General features: G+C 72.8%; 16 protein-coding genes and 1 pseudogene. 7 read left to right on the forward strand and 10 right to left on the reverse strand.

Features of this window, described 5'->3' with window-relative positions; genetic code table 11:
* Positions 1 to 570 precede the first annotated feature (570 nt).
* Positions 571 to 1,197: a hypothetical protein gene (locus tag AB0L74_RS21005; RefSeq protein WP_365654237.1), complete on the forward strand. Its 627-nt coding sequence runs from the start codon at positions 571 to 573 to the stop codon at positions 1,195 to 1,197.
* Positions 1,198 to 1,343: 146 nt separating this feature from the next.
* Here AB0L74_RS21005 and AB0L74_RS21010 read toward each other — a convergent pair.
* The 8 genes and pseudogenes from AB0L74_RS21010 to AB0L74_RS21045 form a co-directional block, all read right to left on the reverse strand.
* A pseudogene (locus tag AB0L74_RS21010) lies at positions 1,344 to 1,670 on the reverse strand (flavoprotein); the annotation flags it as partial.
* 132 nt (positions 1,671 to 1,802) lie between these two features.
* Positions 1,803 to 2,015: a hypothetical protein gene (locus tag AB0L74_RS21015; protein WP_365654239.1), complete on the reverse strand. Its 213-nt coding sequence runs from the start codon at positions 2,013 to 2,015 to the stop codon at positions 1,803 to 1,805.
* Positions 2,016 to 2,025: 10 nt separating this feature from the next.
* Complete coding sequence (locus AB0L74_RS21020; protein ID WP_365654242.1) at positions 2,026 to 2,742, reverse strand: hypothetical protein; 717 nt, start codon at positions 2,740 to 2,742, stop codon at positions 2,026 to 2,028.
* A 332-nt stretch (positions 2,743 to 3,074) separates the two neighbouring features.
* Positions 3,075 to 4,457, reverse strand: a complete 1,383-nt coding sequence (locus AB0L74_RS21025) for a HAMP domain-containing sensor histidine kinase (protein ID WP_365654293.1) — start codon at positions 4,455 to 4,457, stop codon at positions 3,075 to 3,077.
* 153 nt (positions 4,458 to 4,610) lie between these two features.
* Positions 4,611 to 5,411 carry a response regulator transcription factor gene (locus AB0L74_RS21030; protein ID WP_365654245.1) on the reverse strand — a complete coding sequence of 267 codons (801 nt, stop codon included), beginning with the start codon at positions 5,409 to 5,411 and terminating at the stop codon, positions 4,611 to 4,613.
* A gap of 89 nt (positions 5,412 to 5,500) precedes the next feature.
* A complete protein-coding gene (locus tag AB0L74_RS21035) occupies positions 5,501 to 6,160 on the reverse strand; it encodes a CE1759 family FMN reductase (protein WP_365654248.1) in 660 nt (219 codons plus the stop codon).
* A complete protein-coding gene (locus tag AB0L74_RS21040; RefSeq protein ID WP_365654250.1) occupies positions 6,157 to 7,266 on the reverse strand; it encodes an LLM class flavin-dependent oxidoreductase in 1,110 nt (369 codons plus the stop codon). Before AB0L74_RS21040 ends, AB0L74_RS21035 begins: the two co-directional genes overlap by 4 nt.
* Positions 7,267 to 7,375: 109 nt before the next feature.
* Positions 7,376 to 7,858 carry a MarR family transcriptional regulator gene (locus AB0L74_RS21045; protein WP_365654253.1) on the reverse strand — a complete coding sequence of 161 codons (483 nt, stop codon included), beginning with the start codon at positions 7,856 to 7,858 and terminating at the stop codon, positions 7,376 to 7,378.
* Positions 7,859 to 8,092: 234 nt separating this feature from the next.
* Between AB0L74_RS21045 and AB0L74_RS21050 the strand changes: the two genes are divergently transcribed.
* Positions 8,093 to 8,431 (forward strand): YnfA family protein, encoded by a 339-nt coding sequence (locus tag AB0L74_RS21050; protein ID WP_365654255.1) that lies wholly within the window; start codon positions 8,093 to 8,095, stop codon positions 8,429 to 8,431.
* A 146-nt stretch (positions 8,432 to 8,577) separates the two neighbouring features.
* A complete protein-coding gene (locus AB0L74_RS21055) occupies positions 8,578 to 9,354 on the forward strand; it encodes an SDR family NAD(P)-dependent oxidoreductase (RefSeq protein ID WP_365654257.1) in 777 nt (258 codons plus the stop codon).
* Between the two features lie 27 nt (positions 9,355 to 9,381).
* On the opposite strand, the gene AB0L74_RS21060 is transcribed toward AB0L74_RS21055, so the two are convergent.
* Positions 9,382 to 10,575 carry an RtcB family protein gene (locus AB0L74_RS21060; protein ID WP_365654260.1) on the reverse strand — a complete coding sequence of 398 codons (1,194 nt, stop codon included), beginning with the start codon at positions 10,573 to 10,575 and terminating at the stop codon, positions 9,382 to 9,384.
* A gap of 217 nt (positions 10,576 to 10,792) precedes the next feature.
* On the opposite strand from AB0L74_RS21060, the gene AB0L74_RS21065 reads away from it, so the two are divergent.
* The 3 genes from AB0L74_RS21065 to AB0L74_RS21075 all read left to right on the forward strand — a co-directional run bounded on the left by AB0L74_RS21065 (position 10,793) and on the right by AB0L74_RS21075 (position 14,207).
* Positions 10,793 to 11,704, forward strand: a complete 912-nt coding sequence (locus AB0L74_RS21065) for a DUF3558 domain-containing protein (RefSeq protein ID WP_365654263.1) — start codon at positions 10,793 to 10,795, stop codon at positions 11,702 to 11,704.
* Positions 11,705 to 11,823: 119 nt separating this feature from the next.
* Positions 11,824 to 12,738: a DUF3558 family protein gene (locus AB0L74_RS21070; protein WP_365654265.1), complete on the forward strand. Its 915-nt coding sequence runs from the start codon at positions 11,824 to 11,826 to the stop codon at positions 12,736 to 12,738.
* A 134-nt stretch (positions 12,739 to 12,872) separates the two neighbouring features.
* Complete coding sequence (locus tag AB0L74_RS21075; protein ID WP_365654268.1) at positions 12,873 to 14,207, forward strand: DUF2637 domain-containing protein; 1,335 nt, start codon at positions 12,873 to 12,875, stop codon at positions 14,205 to 14,207.
* Positions 14,208 to 14,314: 107 nt separating this feature from the next.
* On the opposite strand, the gene lysS is transcribed toward AB0L74_RS21075, so the two are convergent.
* Positions 14,315 to 16,054: a lysine--tRNA ligase gene (gene lysS / locus AB0L74_RS21080; protein WP_365654270.1), complete on the reverse strand. Its 1,740-nt coding sequence runs from the start codon at positions 16,052 to 16,054 to the stop codon at positions 14,315 to 14,317.
* A 164-nt stretch (positions 16,055 to 16,218) separates the two neighbouring features.
* Here lysS and argS point away from each other — a divergent pair.
* Positions 16,219 to 17,345: arginine--tRNA ligase (argS, locus tag AB0L74_RS21085; RefSeq protein ID WP_365654272.1), on the forward strand; the 1,127-nt coding region annotated here is incomplete at its 3' end.

A 17,345-nucleotide genomic window follows, 5' to 3' on the forward strand; every position in this document is an offset into this window, starting at 1 on the left:
GCGCGTCCTTGGCTTCTCGGGTTCCGGTTGCCAGTGACCTCCTCAGGGTAGGCCAGGGGGCCGGACGGCAGCGGGGGGCGGGGGTCGGGCCGGGGCCCGGGGGCACCGCGGGCGGGGCCGGACGCGGGACCCGAGCGGACCGGTGAGGACCGGTGAGGACCGGTGAGGACCGGTGAGGACCGGTGAGGACCGGTGAGGACCGGTGAGGGGGGTCCGCGGGGCGGACGAACCGCTGACCCACATCCCCACCCGGAACACGGGAACACACGAGCGTGCCACCGGCCGGCCGCCCGTCGCCGGCCGGTCCGGCCCGCCTCGGGCGGCCTCACCCGGCGCCCACCGGAAGGCGTCCGTCGCGGCACTGATCGGACAACCAGCCACGGAGCCCCATCGTCTGCAAGACTGGAGGCCATCCACGGAGTTCACACGGGCATGCGTGCGGGGGCTGCCCTCCTGCGGACAGATGTTCCACCGCACGTTTCGGCGCGCGGCCGTGGGGGAGGTCACTGACACGATGATCGGGTTGCGCGGCCGGGGCCACGCGTCCTAGAAAAGCAGTCGGGTGGAGATATGCATCGCGGTGGCGGACTGGGCGAGGGGACCGGCGACCTGGGCCCTCGGCGCGCCCGGCGGGGAAGGCACCGGCGCGACGCGGAGGAAACGACCGAAGCGCGCCGGGCACACGGCGCACCGAGCGAGCCGGACCGGCTCGACCACGGGGTCGACCGACTGAGGGCGGGGAGCGGGAATGGTGGCCGGGTGGGGGTGACGTACAAGTACTTCGGCGCGCCCGACGGCGCGACCGCGGCCCGCGTCCCGATCTCGATGCGCCCCGAGGAGCTCGGCGGCGACGAGCTCGGCATGAACGGCATGTTCACCAAGATCAAGCCGGAGACCATGGCGGCCATGGTCCTCACCGGCATCGAGGGCGTCCCCCTGCACCGGGTGCCCCCGCTGGAGCTCGTCGTCCTCCACCCCGACTACGCCGTCGTCAAGCTCCCCATGACCGTCGTCGATCCCCTGCGCGGCATCGGCGAGGAGGCGGTCGGCGCGGCGGCCTTCATCTGGTCGACGGTGCCGGACCGGGGCGGCCCGCGGGACGCGTTCGCGGTGTACCGGTTGCTGCACGAGTGGCAGGACTTCAGCCACCGGCTGCATGAGGCGGGGCATCAGCCGTACTGCCTGGTGTGGCCCTGAGCTGGGTTTCGGTGGGTTCGGGTGGGGTTTTCGGACCCCGCCCTCGTCATGTGCCGGGAGGGGCCGTCAGGCCCGGGCCGCCGCGGCCGGCGCCGCCAAGAGGCGGAAGGTCTTCGGCTCGCCGTCCGGTTCGGCCCAGGGCCGGGTCACCTCGCCCGGCGGAAAGTCCTGACCAGAGGCTCCAGCAGCTCCGGTGCTTCCTCCCAGCGGAAGAGATCCGCCGCGCCGCCGGCCCTCGGCCGGTGCGGTTCGCAGGAACCGACCAGGACCCCCATACCCCGCAGCCGGTCCAGACTCCGCTGGTAGGCCGGGTGGGCAGCCTGGGCGGAGTTCGGGTAGGGCAGCGCCGCGGTCGGGGTGCCCGTGCCGTACGCCTCGCACAGGATGCCCAGGGCGAGGGTGTCGGAGATCCCGGCGGCCCACTTGTTGATCGTGTTGAACGTGGCAGGGGCCAGGGCGATCGCGTCCGCCGGGGCAGGGGGCGCGGGTCTCCCGGTGAAAGAGTGGTGCCCGGCCGGTGCGAGGTGACCGGGCCGGGCACGGTGGGCTGTGCTGTGCTGTGGAGCGCGCGAGCGAGGTCCGCATGGGCGGCGATGTCCTGCCTCTCAGTCCGAGGTGTGCTCCAGGCAGGGCCCCGCAGCGGAGTCCGGCAGACTCGCCCGGTACTCCTGTTCGTCGATTTCCTCGTAGCCCAGCTTCCAGTACGCGGTTGCGTCGCGGAGGTTGTACACGGCTTGTGCGGCCTCGCCCTCCTTGACGAAGTAGCGTGCGCGAGGGCCGGGAGACGGATCCGTACCGGTGATGGTTTCGTCGGTCACCCGCGCTCCCCTAGTCGGAGATCTTGTGCCACGTGATGCGGGGCGCGCGCACCTCGGCCCGCTGCACCGTGCTGTTCTCCGCCACGCGGCCCTCGGCGACGGCGACGATGCGGAGGGTGGCCCGGTCGCCTACGACGACGTTCACGGTGAAGGAGCCCTGGCCGACGTGGCACGCCTGGTAGCCGTTGCCGGCGGCCGGGAAGCCGTACTGGTGCTGCACCAGGCCGTAGCCGCGCAGGACTGTCTCGTTGTCACGCTGCAGACCGAACGAGACCCAGACGTTGGTGCTGAACCTGGCGATGGCGCAGATCTGCCCCACGGCCATGGCGGTGACCTGGTACACCCCTGGTTCCGGCAGCGTCGCCACGCAGTCGGTGGGGGTCCACTCGCCGTTGACGGGCAACGTACGGTTCTGGCCGGCGGCCTGCCCGTAGACGGGGGTGAGACGGGCGCCGATGGTCCACGTGTCGGGGCAGTTGTCACCCCCGGTGTCGGTGACGTCGATGTCCACGGAGCGTGCGGCGCCGATGTTCGCGCCGCGGTCGATCCCCGAGGGGACCGTACGCGGGACCAGAAGCCCCTCGGGTGTACACCGCAGTGCGTTGCAGTCATCTGGGTTGACGACCGGTTCGAGTTCGTACGGATCATTGCGCCTGCCGGTACCGGTGACCTGAATGCAGGGGGTGCTCACGATGTCCGTCTGGCCCGGCTGGGGAGGTACTGTCATGACGCTTCCCTCGTGTGTGGTGGGGTGTGCGCAGAAGTGCGCTTGGCCCGCTCACAGGGAGGGCGGAGCACCATGAATTGGGTTTCCGCATCCGGTGGTTCGGCCCTCTCGGCAGGCTGACTGAGACACGCATCCGCCGATTTCCGGGGATGCCTGTTCACCCGAATCTAGGGTCCGCCGAACGAATGCACTACCGCACGAAAAGGGTTCCACGAGGCATTAAGTAGCGAAAAGAATTAACGTTATCATCGGAATTGCGCGGCTGCGTGATGACATTCACCCCGATTGCCGGGCTACTTCCTGTCCACCATCGTTGGCCGGCTCCCCGCCGCCTATTCCTCCGCCGCGCCCCCGCCCACCGTGAAGCCGATCACCGAGCCGCCGCCGTCCCGCCGGTGGGCGAACGGTGCTCCCCCGTGGGCGAGCGCCACCTCCCGCACGATGGACAGGCCGAGGCCCGAGCCGGGCAGGGAGCGGGCGTCGGCGGCGCGGTAGAAGCGGTCGAAGACGCGGACCAGATCGCCGTCGGCGATGCCGGGGCCCCGGTCGAGGACCTCGACGCGGACCGTGCCGGGCCGGGCGGGCCCGGCGACGGCGACCTCGATGGGCGCCGTGCCGTCGCGGTCGAACTTCGCGGCGTTCTCGACCAGGTTGGACAGCGCGCGGGTCAGCATGCCGGGGCGGCCGACGGCCCTGGTGTCGCCGCACGCGCGGACCGTTATCTTCCGGCCGGTGCGGCGCCGTACCAGCACCGCGACCTCGCGGGCGAGCTCGGCGAGGTCCACCTCCCGCGCGGGCTCGGTGTCGGACTGGCCGGCCGCCAGGTCGACCAGTTCGTTGACGAGGTCGGTCAGCTCGCGGGCCTCCTGGCCGAGGTCGGCGACCAGTTCATCGCGGGCTTCGGGCGGCAGTTCGTCGATGCGGCGCAGCAGCGAGATGTTGGTCCGCAGCGAGGTGAGCGGCGTGCGCAGCTCATGGCCGGCGTCCTGGACCAGGCGGCGCTGGTCCTCCTCGGACTGGGCGAGGCGGCCCAGCATGCGGTCGAAGGCGCGGCCGAGGCGGCCGACCTCGTCGTAGCCGGTGACCGGGACCTGGATGCCCAGGCGGCGGGTGCGGGCGACGTCCTCGGCGGCGGCGGTCAGCGCCACCAGGCGGCGGGTGATACGCCGGGCCAGCCACCAGCCGAACAGCCCGGCGGCGGTGACGACCGCGGCCATCAGGATCAGGGTCCGCCGCTGGAGCGCCCGCAGCAGATCCTCGGTGTCGCTGAACTCCTGCGCCACCTGCACCGCGCCCCGGCCGCCGCCGAGGGCGACGGTCGCGATGCGGTAGACGTCGTCGCCGACGTCGATGTCCCGGTGCTGGACCATCCGCCCGGCCACCGGGGCGGCCGCCGTCCTGCGGTCGGCGTCGGTGACCGGCAGCCGCGGGTTCGACGCGTCGGTGACGGTGCCGTCCGCTCCGAGGACCTGCACGTCGGTGCGGGCCGGGCGCACCAGGTCGTGGCCCGGCGCGCTGGAGGAGAAGTCGGCGGGCGACATCCGGGTCTGCCGTACCTCGTTGCGCAGGTCCTGCACGACCTGCGCGAAGACGGTCTCGTGGTCCACGCGGACCAGCCGGGCGGCGGCGTTGTACGACAGCACGCCGACGAGGACCGTGACCACCGCGGTGACGGCCGCGAACGACACCGCGAACGTGGTCCGCAGCGACAGCAGCCGGGGCCGCCGCCCGGCCGTCTGCCACCCGGCCCCCGGCGATCCCGCGGACCGGCTCCCGGCCGGCCGCGCCCCGGCCCGCCGCCCGTCCGCCGCGCCTCCCGCCGCCCGCCGCCAAGCCCACGGCCGCGGGACGCGGCTCAGGCGGCCCACTCAGCCCTCCCGCAGGACGTAACCCACGCCGCGCACGGTGTGGATCAGCTGCGGCGCGCCCGGCTCGTCCAGCTTGCGGCGCAGGTAGCCGACGTACACGGCGAGGTTCTTGGAGCCGGGGCCGAAGTCGTAGCCCCAGATGCGGTCGTAGATGGTGGAGTGGTCCAGCACGGTGCCCGCGTTGCGCACCAGCAGCGCCAGCAGCTCGAACTCGGTGCGGGTCAGCTCCAGCTCCCGCCCGCCCCGCCAGGCGCGGCGGGCCCGCGGGTCCATCCGCAGCCCGGCCGCCTCGACGGGCCGCTCGGCCACCTGCCCGGCCGCCGGCCCGGGGGCGTCCGGCGCGCCCGGGGACGCCGGTGCCTGCGCCCCGCCCGCCGCCTGCGACGACGCGCCCGGTGCGTCCCCGAGCGGGCCGTAGCCTCCCGTGTCCGCCGGGCTGGTGCGGCGCAGCAGCGCGCGCAACCGGGCGAAGACCTCCTCCACGTCGAAGGGCTTGACGACGTAGTCGTCCGCGCCCGCGTCGAGACCGGCGATCCGGTCCTGGGTCTCCACGAGCGCCGTCAGCATCAGGATCGGCGTGCGGTCGCCCTCCGCGCGCAGCGACCGGCAGACCTGAAGCCCGTCCATGCCGGGCATCATCACGTCCAGCACGAGCACGTCGGGGCGGCCGCGCCGGGCCCGCGCCAGCGCCTCGACGCCGTCGGCCACCGCGGTGACCTCGTAACCCTCCAGGGTGAGGGCCCTCTCCAGGGCGTGGCGGATGGCGCGGTCGTCCTCGGCGAGCAGAACAGTCTGGGGCACGCGTCCAGTCTGCCAAGGCGCCTCGCGGTGCGGGCCGGGGTGCGGACACCCCCGGCCGGTCTTCTTACCGGCCTCTCACCCCGGGGGTGTCACCCGGCGGCCCGCAGTCCCGCCTGTCCCCCGGCGCCCCGCTTCCCCCGCTCTCCCCCGGCGCCCCGCAGCGCCGCGAGCTGTTCCTCGAACGGGACCACCTCCGGCGTCCGCCCGGCCGGAGGCCGTGCCGTCCTCCCGCCCGCCAGCGCCGCCAGCTCCCCCGCGGCCCGTTCGATCCGCTCCTCCAGGCCCCCGGCGCCCCAGTCCTCGGCGGCGGCGTACACACCGGTGGGGACCACGACGGCGTGGAAGTGGGCGAAGAGCGGGCGCAGGGCGTGGTCGAGGACGAGCGCGTGGCGGGGGCTGCCGCCGGTCGCGGCGATCAGGACCGGCTTGCCCGCGAGGGCGTCCCGGTCGTGCGCGCTCAGCACGTCGAAGAACGACTTGAACAGCCCGCTGTACGACCCGGAGAACACCGGCGTGACGGCGATCACCGCGTCCGCCCCGGCCACGTCCGCGAACGCGGCGGACAGCTCCGGGCCCGGGAACCCGCTGGTGAGGTGGTGCGCGATCGCCACGGCGAGGTCGCGCAGCTCGATCACCCGGAGGCCGTCCGGTGCCGGGTGGGAGCCGGTCACGGCGGCGGCCAGCCGGTCGCCGAGCAGCCGGGTGGAGGACGGGACGCCCAGTCCCGCCGAGACGACGACGAGCTTCATCGGGCGGCCACCTCCTCCCCGGCGCTCTCGGACCGCGGCCGGGCGGCCAGCAGGGAGGCGTGGGTCGGCGCGTCCGGGACGTGGGCCGGGCGGCCGATGGCGAACTCCTTGCGGAGCACCGGTACGACCTCCTCGCCGAGCAGGTCGATCTGCTCCAGCACGGTCTTCAGGGGCAGGCCCGCGTGGTCGATGAGGAACAGCTGGCGCTGGTAGTCACCGGCGTACTCGCGGAAGCCCAGCGTCTTCTCGATCACCTGCTGCGGGGACCCCACCGTCAGCGGGGTCTGCTCGGTGAACTCCTCCAGCGACGGGCCGTGCCCGTAGACGGGGGCGACGTCGAAGTAGGGGCGGAACTCGCGCACCGCGTCCTGCGAGTTCCGCCGCATGAACACCTGCCCGCCGAGCCCGACGATGGCCTGCTCGGGCGTGCCGTGCCCGTAGTGGGCGTACCGGGTCCGGTACAGCTCGACCATCCGCCTGGTGTGCTCGGCCGGCCAGAAGATGTTGTTGTGGAAGAAGCCGTCGCCGTAGTACGCGGCCTGCTCGGCGATCTCCGGGGAGCGGATCGAGCCGTGCCAGACGAACGGCGGTACCCCGTCCAGCGGGCGCGGCGTGGACGTGAAGCCCTGGAGCGGCGTACGGAACTTGCCCTCCCAGTTCACCACGTCCTCGCGCCACAGCCGGTGCAGCAGGGCGTAGTTCTCGATGGCCAGGTTGATGCCCTGGCGGATGTCCTGGCCGAACCACGGGTAGACCGGGCCGGTGTTGCCGCGCCCCATCATCAGGTCGACCCGGCCGTCCGCCAGGTGCTGGAGCATCGCGAAGTCCTCGGCGATCTTCACCGGGTCGTTGGTGGTGATCAGCGTGGTGGACGTGGACAGGACCAGCCGCCGCGTCTGCGCCGCTATGTATCCGAGCATCGTGGTCGGCGACGACGGCACGAACGGCGGGTTGTGGTGCTCGCCGGTCGCGAAGACGTCGAGTCCGGCTTCCTCGGCCTTCAGCGCGATGGCGACCATGGCCTTGATGCGCTCCCGCTCGGTGGGCGTACGGCCGGTCGTCGGGTCCGGCGTGACGTCGCCGACGGTGAAGATCCCGAACTGCATGGTCGCTCAACCTCCAGTTGTTGACCGTTCAACTATAGCCTCGAACGGCACCCCGGCCGGTCGTATTCCTCGGGTGGCGCGCGGACGGTCCGCCCGGCGGCGGCCGCCGTCAGCCGCCGTCGCCGCCCGCCCGCAGCCGCGCCACCTGGGCCGTGCCGAATTCGGTCGTCCGCCGCAGATGGCCGATGAGCAGCGCGAGCTGCGACTCGTCGAGGTCGTCGAAGAGGGCCACCCACCCGTCGCCCAGCCGCTCCCACATCCGCCGGAACTCGACGATCTTCTCCGGCACCGTCGCCACCAGCACCCGCCGCCGGTCGGCCGCGTCCCGTTCCCGGACCACGTATCCGGCCTTCTCCAGGCGGTCCACCAGCCGCGTGGCCGCGCCGGTGGTCAGACCGGTCAGCTCGGCGATCCGGCCGGTCGTCACCGGCCGCCCGTCCTCCAGCACGAGCAGGTTCAGGCACTGGAGGTCGGTGGGGTGCAGCCCCAGCCGGTCGGCGGCGGCCTGGGTGAGCAGGGCGTAGGAGGCCAGATACCGGCGGGAGACGGCGGACAGCTCGTCCAGCAGCCGCTCCCGTGCCGTGTCGCTCATACCGCTCACCCTCCCGGCCCGCACCGCGGGGCGGACGCCGGTCCGCGCCGCGGGCATCGGTCAGTCACGTCTCACGGATGTATCCCACGCGCGGCCGAGGCCAGGCGCCATCCATCAGGTGACACAACGGGCCCGGACGCCCTCCGGCGGACGGTGGACGCCCTCCGGCGGACGGTGGACGCCCTACGGCGGGCGGCATACGGCGGGCGGCGGGGCACGTGCGAAGCTGCCCGCATGCTCGTCCTCCGCTCCGCCGCCCTGTTCACCGTCGCCGCGCTCTTCGAGATCGGCGGCGCCTGGCTGGTCTGGCAGGGCGTGCGGGAACATCGCGGCTGGCTGTGGGTGGCCGGCGGCGTCCTGGCCCTCGGGGCGTACGGCTTCGTCGCCACGTTCCAGCCCGACGCCCACTTCGGCCGCATCCTGGCCGCGTACGGCGGGATCTTCGTCGCCGGGTCGATCCTGTGGGGCGTGGTCGCGGACGGCTACCGCCCCGACCGCTGGGACATCGCGGGCGCGCTGATCTGCCTCGCCGGCATGGCCGTGATCATGTGGGCACCGCGCGACGGCGGCTGACGGCCGGGCGCGCCCCACCCCGCACCCGCGCCGGGCCGCCGGCGGTCCGGTCGGTCCGGTCACCGGACGCCCCGGCCGCCCGTTCGCCGCCGTCGCCTACCCTGGGCGTCACCCGGCCCGCGTACCCGTCTCCCGAGGAGCAGCCCATGGCCACCGCCGCCCCGTCCGCCGCCTCCCGCATCGCCGTCGTCACCGGTGCGAGCAGCGGCATCGGCGCCGCCACGGCCAGGCAGCTCGCCGCCGCCGGCTACCGGGTCGTGCTGACCGCCCGCCGCAAGGACCGCATCGAGGCGATCGCCGGGGAGATCACCGCGGCCGGCCACTCGGCGACCGCGTACCAGCTCGACGTCACCGACCGCGCCGCGGTGGACGAGTTCGCGACGGCGTTCAAGACGATCGGCGTCCTGGTCAACAACGCCGGCGGCGCCCTCGGCCTGGACCCGGTGGCGACCGGCGACCCGGAGGACTGGCGCCGGATGTACGAGACGAACGTCCTCGGCACCCTCAACCTCACCCAGGCCCTGCTGCCCAAGCTGGAGGCGAGCGGCGACGGCACGGTGGTGGTCGTCTCCTCCACGGCCGGCCACGGCACCTACGAGGGCGGCGCGGGCTATGTCGCCGCCAAGCACGGCGCCCACGTCCTGGCCGAGACCCTGCGGCTGGAGATCGTCGGCCGCCCGGTCCGCGTCATCGAGGTCGCGCCCGGCCTGGTGAAGACGGAGGAGTTCGCGCTGACCCGCTTCGGCGGCGACCGGGAGCGGGCGGACAAGGTCTACGAAGGCGTCCGCGACCCGCTCACCGCCGACGACGTCGCCGACACCATCACCTGGGCGGTCACCCGCCCCAGCCACGTCAACATCGACCTCCTCGTCGTCCGCCCGCGCGCCCAGGCGTCCAACACGAAGGTGCACCGGGAGGCGTGACCCTCCCGGCGCCTTTCCGACGGCCCGTCAGCCCTTGACGCAGACGACCTGCCTCAGCTTCGCCACCACCCGCACCAGATCCCGCTGCTGGTCGATGACCTGCTCGATCGGCTTGTAGGCGCCCGGGATCTCGTCCACGACGCCGGAGTCCTTGCGGCATTCCACGCCCCGGGTCTGCTCCTCCAGGTCCTTGGTCGTGAAGCGCCGCTTGGCCGCGTTGCGGCTCATGCGCCGGCCGGCGCCGTGCGAGGCCGAGTTGAACGCCTTGTCGTTCCCGAGGCCCTGGACGATGTACGAACCCGTGCCCATGGAGCCCGGGATGATGCCGTAGTCGCCGGAGCCCGCGCGGATCGCGCCCTTGCGGGTGACCAGCAGGTCCATGCCGTCGTAGCGCTCCTCGGCCACGTAGTTGTGGTGCGCGCTGATCTCCGGCTCGAAGGCCGGCCTCGCCTTCGTGAACTCCTTGCGGATCACGTCCTTCAGGAGCGCCATCATGATCGAGCGGTTGTACCTGGCGTACTCCTGCGCCCAGAACAGGTCGTTGCGGTACGCCGCCATCTGCGGTGTGTCCGCCACGAAGACGGCGAGGTCGCGGTCGACCAGACCCTGGTTGTGCGGGAGCTGCCGGGCCACGCCGATGTGGTGCTCGGCGAGCTCCTTGCCGATGTTGCGCGAGCCCGAGTGCAGCATCAGCCACACGGCCCCGTCGGTGTCCAGGCACACCTCGACGAAGTGGTTGCCACCGCCCAGCGTCCCCATCTGCCGGGCCGCGCGCTCCGCCCGGAACCGGACCGCCTCGGCGACCGAGCCGAACCGCTCCCAGAAGCCGTCCCACCCGGATGTCGCGAACCCGTGCAGCCGCCCGGGGTCGACCGGGTCGTCGTGCATCCCGCGCCCCACCGGTATCACCTGCTCGATCCGCGACCGCAGCCGCGACAGATCCCCCGGCAGGTCGTTCGCCGTCAGCGACGTCTTCACCGCGGACATCCCGCACCCGATGTCGACGCCCACCGCGGCCGGGCACACCGCGCCCTGCATGGCGATGACGGAGCCGACCGTGGCGCCCTTGCCGTAGTGCACGTCGGGCATCACGGCGAGCCCCTTGATCCACGGCAGCGTGGCGACGTTCCGCAGCTGCTGGAGCGCCACCTCCTCGACCGAGGCGGGGTCGGTCCACATCCGGATCGGCACCTTCGCGCCCGGCAGCTCCACGTACGACATATCGGCCTCATTCCCCCGGAAAGCAAACAGAAGTTCCAATGCGCAAAACCGGCGCCAGGGTCCACGAAACCGGACGGCGGACCGGCGTCCGCGGCAGCGCGTGCGATACACATTGTCTCCGGGGGGCGCCCCCGTGCGGCAAGCGAATAACCAGCAGGGACACTGAAGGACCGACCACACGGCCACCGTCGAGGCCACCGTCGAGAGGAGCCCTACCGTGCAGCGGAAGGCGTACGTACCCGGCCTCGCCGCCCTCCTCGCGGCGGTCCTGGCCGGCTGCACGGGCGGCTCGGGCGACGGCGGCACGACCGACGACGCCAACCCGGGCGGCACGGGCCGGTCGACGGTCGCGGCCGAGCCCGGCAAGTACCGCACGCTGCCCGAACCCTGCGGCGCGGTCGGCCAGGAGATGCTCGGCTCCCTCCTGCCCGGCATCACGGAGATCGCGGACGAGGAGCAGCGCGAGAAGGCGTACGCGGGCGAGGCGACGCCCACCTACGACACCGACCGCAAGGTCGGCTGCCGCTGGAAGGTGGAGTCCGCGGACGCCGTCGACCATCTGCTCGTCGACTTCGAGCGGGTGGTGTCGTACGACTCCGCGGTCAGCGACGACAGCGAGGCCGAGCGGGTCTTCGCGACGAAGGCGGACGCGGCCGGCCTTCCCGAGCCCACCGGACCGGCCTCCGGGACCGCGGGCGGGCCCGAATCCGGGTCCGGGCCGGGCTCCGCTTCCGGCTCCGGCTCCGGCGAGGACGGTGCGAGCACCTCGCCCAGCCCGTCGGCCTCGGCCTCTTCTTCCGCCTCCGCCGCCGAGGGCGCGTCCCAGAGCGCCTCCGGGGGCGCCGCCGGGAGCGCCTCGGAGAGCCCCTCCGGCAGCCCGTCCACCGACCTCCGGCCCCGCCTCCTCGACGACCTGGGCGACGAGGCGTTCCTCGACGACGAGCTGAGCGCCTCCGGCTCGACCGCCGAACAGCGCACGGTGACTGTGGCGTTCCGCACGTCCAACGTCATCGTGACCATCGAGTACGCGGAGCAGCCGGCGACCGTGGGGGTCGTCCCGGACAGCGCGGAATTGCAGGACAGGGCGCGGAAACTGGCCTCCCGGCTGGCGGACGCGCTGAGCGGCTGACCGGCCGTCAGTCCGCCGGGCCGAGCACGCGTGGCGCGCCCCGTACGCGCCCGCCCCGCTGCCCCACCGCGTACCGTGACCCCTCGGAACCGTTCCGGACCGCAGGAACCACGAGCGTCATGAGTGAAGGAACCATGCAGCGACGAGCCCAGCGAGACCAGCGTGCCCAGCGAGCCCGGCGAGCCAAGCGCCTCCCCCGCGTCCTTGTCTGCGCGGCCGCCGTCCCCGTGATGCTGGTCGCCGCCGGCTGCTCCTCCGACTCCGATTCCGGCGACGACGGCGGCAAGGCGGTGAAGAGCAGCGCGTCGGCGTCCGCGAGCCCCTCGCCGACGGTGCGGCCGGCGGCGTACGCGAAGCTGCCGGAGCCGTGCGAGGTGCTGTCGAAGGACACCCTGGGCGACCTGGTGCCCAAGGCCGGCGCGTCCGGCAAGGAGGGCACGTCGGACGACACCTCGACCCGCGGCAGCTGCTCCTGGAGCAGCCTCGACGACAACGGCGTGAAGGGCTCGCAGTTCCGCTGGCTGAACGTGTCGCTGCTGCGGTTCGAGTCGGACGTCACCCGCGGCGCGGGCGACGAGCTGGCGCACGAGTACTACCGGAAGCAGGTCCAGGACGCGCAGGCGGCCGAGGGCGCGCGGAAGGTGAAGGCGGAGCCGGTCACCGGGACCGGCGACGAGGCCACGGCCGTGCGCTACGACCTGAAGAAGAAGGACGGCACCTTCAAGCAGCAGACGGTCGTCGCGCGCGTCGAGAACGTCGTCGTCACCGTCGACTACAACGGCGCGGGCCTGGCGGGCGACAAGACCCCGGACGCCGACGACCTGTTGAAGGACGCCCGCAGGGCCGCCGAGGAGGCGGTGGCCGCGGTGACGGACGCCAACGACGCCGACGGCAAGGCGAGCGGCTCGCCGTCCGCCGGCTCCTCGGCCGCCAAGGGCTCGGCCGGCACGTCCCAGGACGACACCGGCGGCACCGGCGACGCCGACGGCACGGAGAGCGGCTCGTCCTCCAAGTCGACCGCGAAGAAGAGCTGACGCCCCGCCACCACGTGGCCGCCCAAGCCGGATGAAGCCACCGCGGACGGCCACCGAGCCCGGCCGGCCACCCGTTCCCCTGAACACATGTGCCACTCTGTTGCGCGCAAGAACACGCGACGGGAGGGGTACGGGTGGCCGCGCCACTGCAGCTGACACGGATGCACCGGATTCTCATCGGCGTGGTCGTCACCGGTGCCGTCATCATCGCCGGCATCGGCTTCGCGGGGTCCTACGCGGCCGTCAAGGAGCTGGCCCTCACCAAGGGCTTCGGCGACTTCAGTTACGTCTTCCCGATCGGCATCGACGCGGGCATCTGCGTCCTGCTCGCCCTGGACCTGCTGCTGACCTGGATCCGCATCCCCTTCCCGCTGCTGCGGCAGACGGCTTGGCTGCTGACGGCCGCGACGATCGCCTTCAACGGCGCGGCGGCCTGGCCGGACCCGCTGGGCGTGGGCATGCACGCGGTGATCCCGGTGCTGTTCGTGGTCGCCGTCGAGGCGGCCCGGCACGCGGTCGGCCGCATCGCCGACATCACCGCCGACAAGCACATGGAGGGCGTCCGCCTCACCCGCTGGCTGCTCTCCCCCGTACCCACCTTCCTGCTGTGGCGCCGGATGAAGCTGTGGGAGCTGCGCTCCTACGACCAGGTCATCAAGCTGGAGCAGGAGCGCCTGGTCTACCAGGCCCGGCTGCGGTCCCGCTTCGGCCGCGCCTGGCGCCGCAAGGCCCCGGTGGAGTCCCTGATGCCGCTGCGCCTGGCCCGCTACGGCGTCCCCCTCGCGGACACGGCCCCGGCCGGGCTGGCCGCCGCGGGCATCGAACCGGCCCTGATCCCGCCGCCGCCCCGGCGGGACCCGGCCCCCGCCGGGGCGGCCGTGCCCGCCGGCGCGAGCCGCCCCCAGCTGGAGGGCGACCGCGGCGGCGGGCGGGGCGCGCAGGGGGCCCCCGAGACGATGCCCGCCCCCGAGGCCGACCAGAGCCCGTGGTTCAACACCCCCCGCCAGGTCGAGTACCAGGGCGGCTACGACCCGACGTACGACCCGGCCGAGCAGTACGCCCAGTGGTACGAGGAGCAGAGGCAGGCCGAGGAGTACTGGGACCAGTACGACGAGGAGCCCCCGCCGCACGAGCCCTCCCCGGAGGAGACCGGCGGCTTCCCCGTCCCGGTCGGCCCCCACCGCACCCGTGAGCTGGGCGAGGGCGGCGGCGCCCCGGCCACCGAGGCCGCCGGAACCCCCGAAGCCCCCGAGGCCCACGCGGCCCCCGCGGCTCCCGAGCCGGACGAGGAGGCGTTCTACCAGGTCTTCAAGCAGTCGATCAACGGCAGCCTCCCGACGCCGCGCGAGTTCGGCGACAACGTCGAGGCGACGTTCGGCATCGCCCTGACCGACGCCGACACCAAGCTGCTGGTGGACCGCTTCTCCGCCCGCTTCAACGCGGAGCTGGAGGAGGACCACATCGCCTGAGCGGCGCGGGGGCGCGGCAGAGAGGCGGCAGGTACGCGGCAGGTACGACGAAGGGGGCGCCCGGCGGACACCGGGCGCCCCCTTCGTCTCGGCATGTCTCGGCCGGGTTACTCGCCGAGCAGCTTGCGCACCCGGTCCTGCCCCACGGCCAGCAGCAGCGTGGGCAGGCGCGGGCCGGTGTCGCGTCCGACGAGCAGGTGGTAGAGCAGCGCGAAGAAGGACCGCTGGGCGGTCTTGATCTCCGGCGGCAGCTCCTTGGGCGTGGCGTCGGCGGAGAACCCGGCCTGCACCTTGGGCACGCCGTAGACGAGGTGGGTCAGCCCGTCCAGCGACCAGTGGTCGGCGAGCCCGTCCAGCAGCAGCCGGACCGACTCCCGGCCCTGGTCGTCGAGCGACTTCAGCAGCTCGGTGTCGGCCTCGTCGCGGACGATGGTCCGCTGGTCGGCGGGGACGTGGGTGTTGATCCACGCCTCGGCCTTGTCGTACCGGGGCCGGGCCTCGTCGAGGGAGGCCAGCGGCTGCTCCGGGTCCAGCTCGCTGAGGATCCGCAGCGCCTGGTCCTCGTGGCCGGCGGTGATGTCGGCGACGGAGGCCAGGGTCCGGTACGGCAGCGGACGGGGCGTCCTCGGCAGCTCACCGGCGGCGGTGCGCACGGCACGCGTGTGCGCGGCCGCGTCGGCCGGCAGCGCGCTGCCGTCGGCGACCTTCGCCTCCAGGCGGTCCCACTCGTCGTAGAGCCGCTGGATCTCCTGGTCGAAGGCGACCTTGAAGGACTGGTTGGGCTTGCGGCGGGCGTACAGCCAGCGCAGCAGCTGCGGCTCCATGATCTTCAGCGCGTCGGCCGGGGTGGGCACGCCGCCGCGCGAGGAGGACATCTTCGCCATGCCGCTGATGCCGACGAAGGCGTACATCGGGCCGATCGGCTGCTTGCCGCCGAAGATCCCGACGATCTGGCCGCCCACCTGGAAGCTGGAACCCGGGGAGGAGTGGTCCACCCCGCTCGGCTCGAAGATCACGCCCTCGTAGGCCCACCGCATGGGCCAGTCGACCTTCCAGACCAGCTTGCCGCGGTTGAACTCGCTGAGGCGGACGGTCTCCGAGAAGCCGCACACGGTGCAGGCGTACGTCATCTCGGTGGAGTCGTCGTCGTAGGCGGTGACGGTGGTGAAGTCCTTCTCGCAGTTGCCGCAGTACGGCTTGTACGGGAAGTACCCAGCGGAGCCGGAGCTGCCGTCGTCCTCGGACGCGGCGCCCGATCCCTCGGCGGCCTCCAGCTCGGCCTCGTCGACCGGCTTCTGCGACTTCTTCTCCGGGGCCTTCTTGGTCCGGTACTGGGCGAGGACGGCGTCGATGTCCCCGCGGTGCCGCATCGCGTGCAGGATCTGCTCCCGGTACACACCCGAGGTGTACTGCGCGGTCTGGCTGATCCCGTCGAACTCGACGCCCAGCTCGGCCAGCGACTCGACCATCGCGGCCTTGAAGTGCTCGGCCCAGTTCGGGTGCGGCGAGCCCGCCGGGGCCGGGACGGAGGTCAGCGGCTTGCCGATGTGCTCGGCCCAGCTCTCGTCCACCCCGGCGACGCCCGCCGGCACCTTCCGGTACCGGTCGTAGTCGTCCCAGGAGATCAGGTGCCGCACCCGGTACCCGCGGCGCCGGATCTCGTCGGCGACCAGATGCGGGGTCATGACCTCACGCAGGTTCCCCAGGTGGATGGGCCCGGACGGGGAGAGCCCGGACGCGACGACGACCGGTTTGCCCGGGGCCCGGCGCTCCGACTCGGCGATGACCTCATCCGCGTAACGGGAGACCCAGTCGGTGGTCTCGGTGCTCTGAGCCACGATCGGCACGTCCTCTTTGAATCTCGGAACTCGGGGAGTGGGAAAGTCCTGACCATCTGAAGCCCTGACCTCCCCATCCTCCCAGACGCGCCCGCGACCGGGAAAACGGCTTTACCCCCATGGGATACTGGCCGTGTCTATCCATCCCCACGAGGAGAACGGCACCCTTACCCATGGCCTCGGTCACCTCCCTGAGCGACTCCGTCCAGCAGCACCTCGCCTCCGCCCTCGCCGCCTCCCTGCCCGAGGCCGCCGGCGCGGACCCGCTGCTGCGACGAAGCGACCGGGCCGACTACCAGGCCAACGGCATCCTCGCCCTGGCGAAGAGGGCCAAGGCCAACCCGCGCGAGCTGGCCGCGCAGGTCGTCTCCGGCGTGGTCACCGGCGACGTGATCCAGGACGTCGAGGTCTCCGGCCCCGGCTTCCTGAACATCACGGTCGCCGACCGGGCGATCACCGAGAACCTCGCCGCGCGGGCCGCGGACCCCGAGGGCCGCCTCGGCGTGCCGCGTGCCGAGCGGCCGGGCACGACGGTGATCGACTACGCCCAGCCCAACGTGGCCAAGGAGATGCACGTCGGCCACCTGCGCTCCGCGGTGATCGGCGACTCGATGGCGCGGCTGCTGGAGTTCACCGGCGAGAGCGTCGTCCGCCGCCACCACATCGGCGACTGGGGCACCCAGTTCGGCATGCTCATCCAGTACCTGGACGAGCACCCGCACGAGCTGGACCACAAGGACACCCAGGTCAGCGGCGAGGAGGCGATGTCCAACCTGGACCGCCTCTACAAGGCCGCGCGCAAGCTGTTCGACTCCGACGAGGAGTTCAAGACGCGCGCCCGCCGCCGGGTGGTCGACCTCCAGGCCGGCGACCCGCGCACCCTCGCCATGTGGCAGAAGTTCGTCGACGAGTCGAAGATCTACTTCTTCTCCGTCTTCCAGAAGCTGGACATGGAGATCCGCGACCCCGACATCGTCGGCGAGTCCGGGTACAACGACATGCTGGCCGAGACCTGCCGCCTGCTGGAGGAGTCCGGCGTCGCGGTCCGCTCCGAGGGCGCCCTGTGCGTCTTCTTCGACGACGTCAAGGGCCCGGACGGCAAGCCGGTCCCGCTGATCGTGCAGAAGTCCGACGGCGGCTACGGCTACGCGGCCACCGACCTGTCCGCCATCCGCGACCGCGTCTTCCACCTGAAGGCGAACACACTGCTGTACGTGGTCGACGCCCGCCAGTCGCTGCACTTCAAGATGGTCTTCGAGACCGCCCGCCGGGCCGGCTGGCTCAACGACGACGTCAAGGC

The sequence above is a fragment of the Streptomyces sp. NPDC052020 genome, assembly GCF_040680575.1.
Taxonomy (GTDB): Bacteria; Actinomycetota; Actinomycetes; order Streptomycetales; family Streptomycetaceae; genus Streptomyces.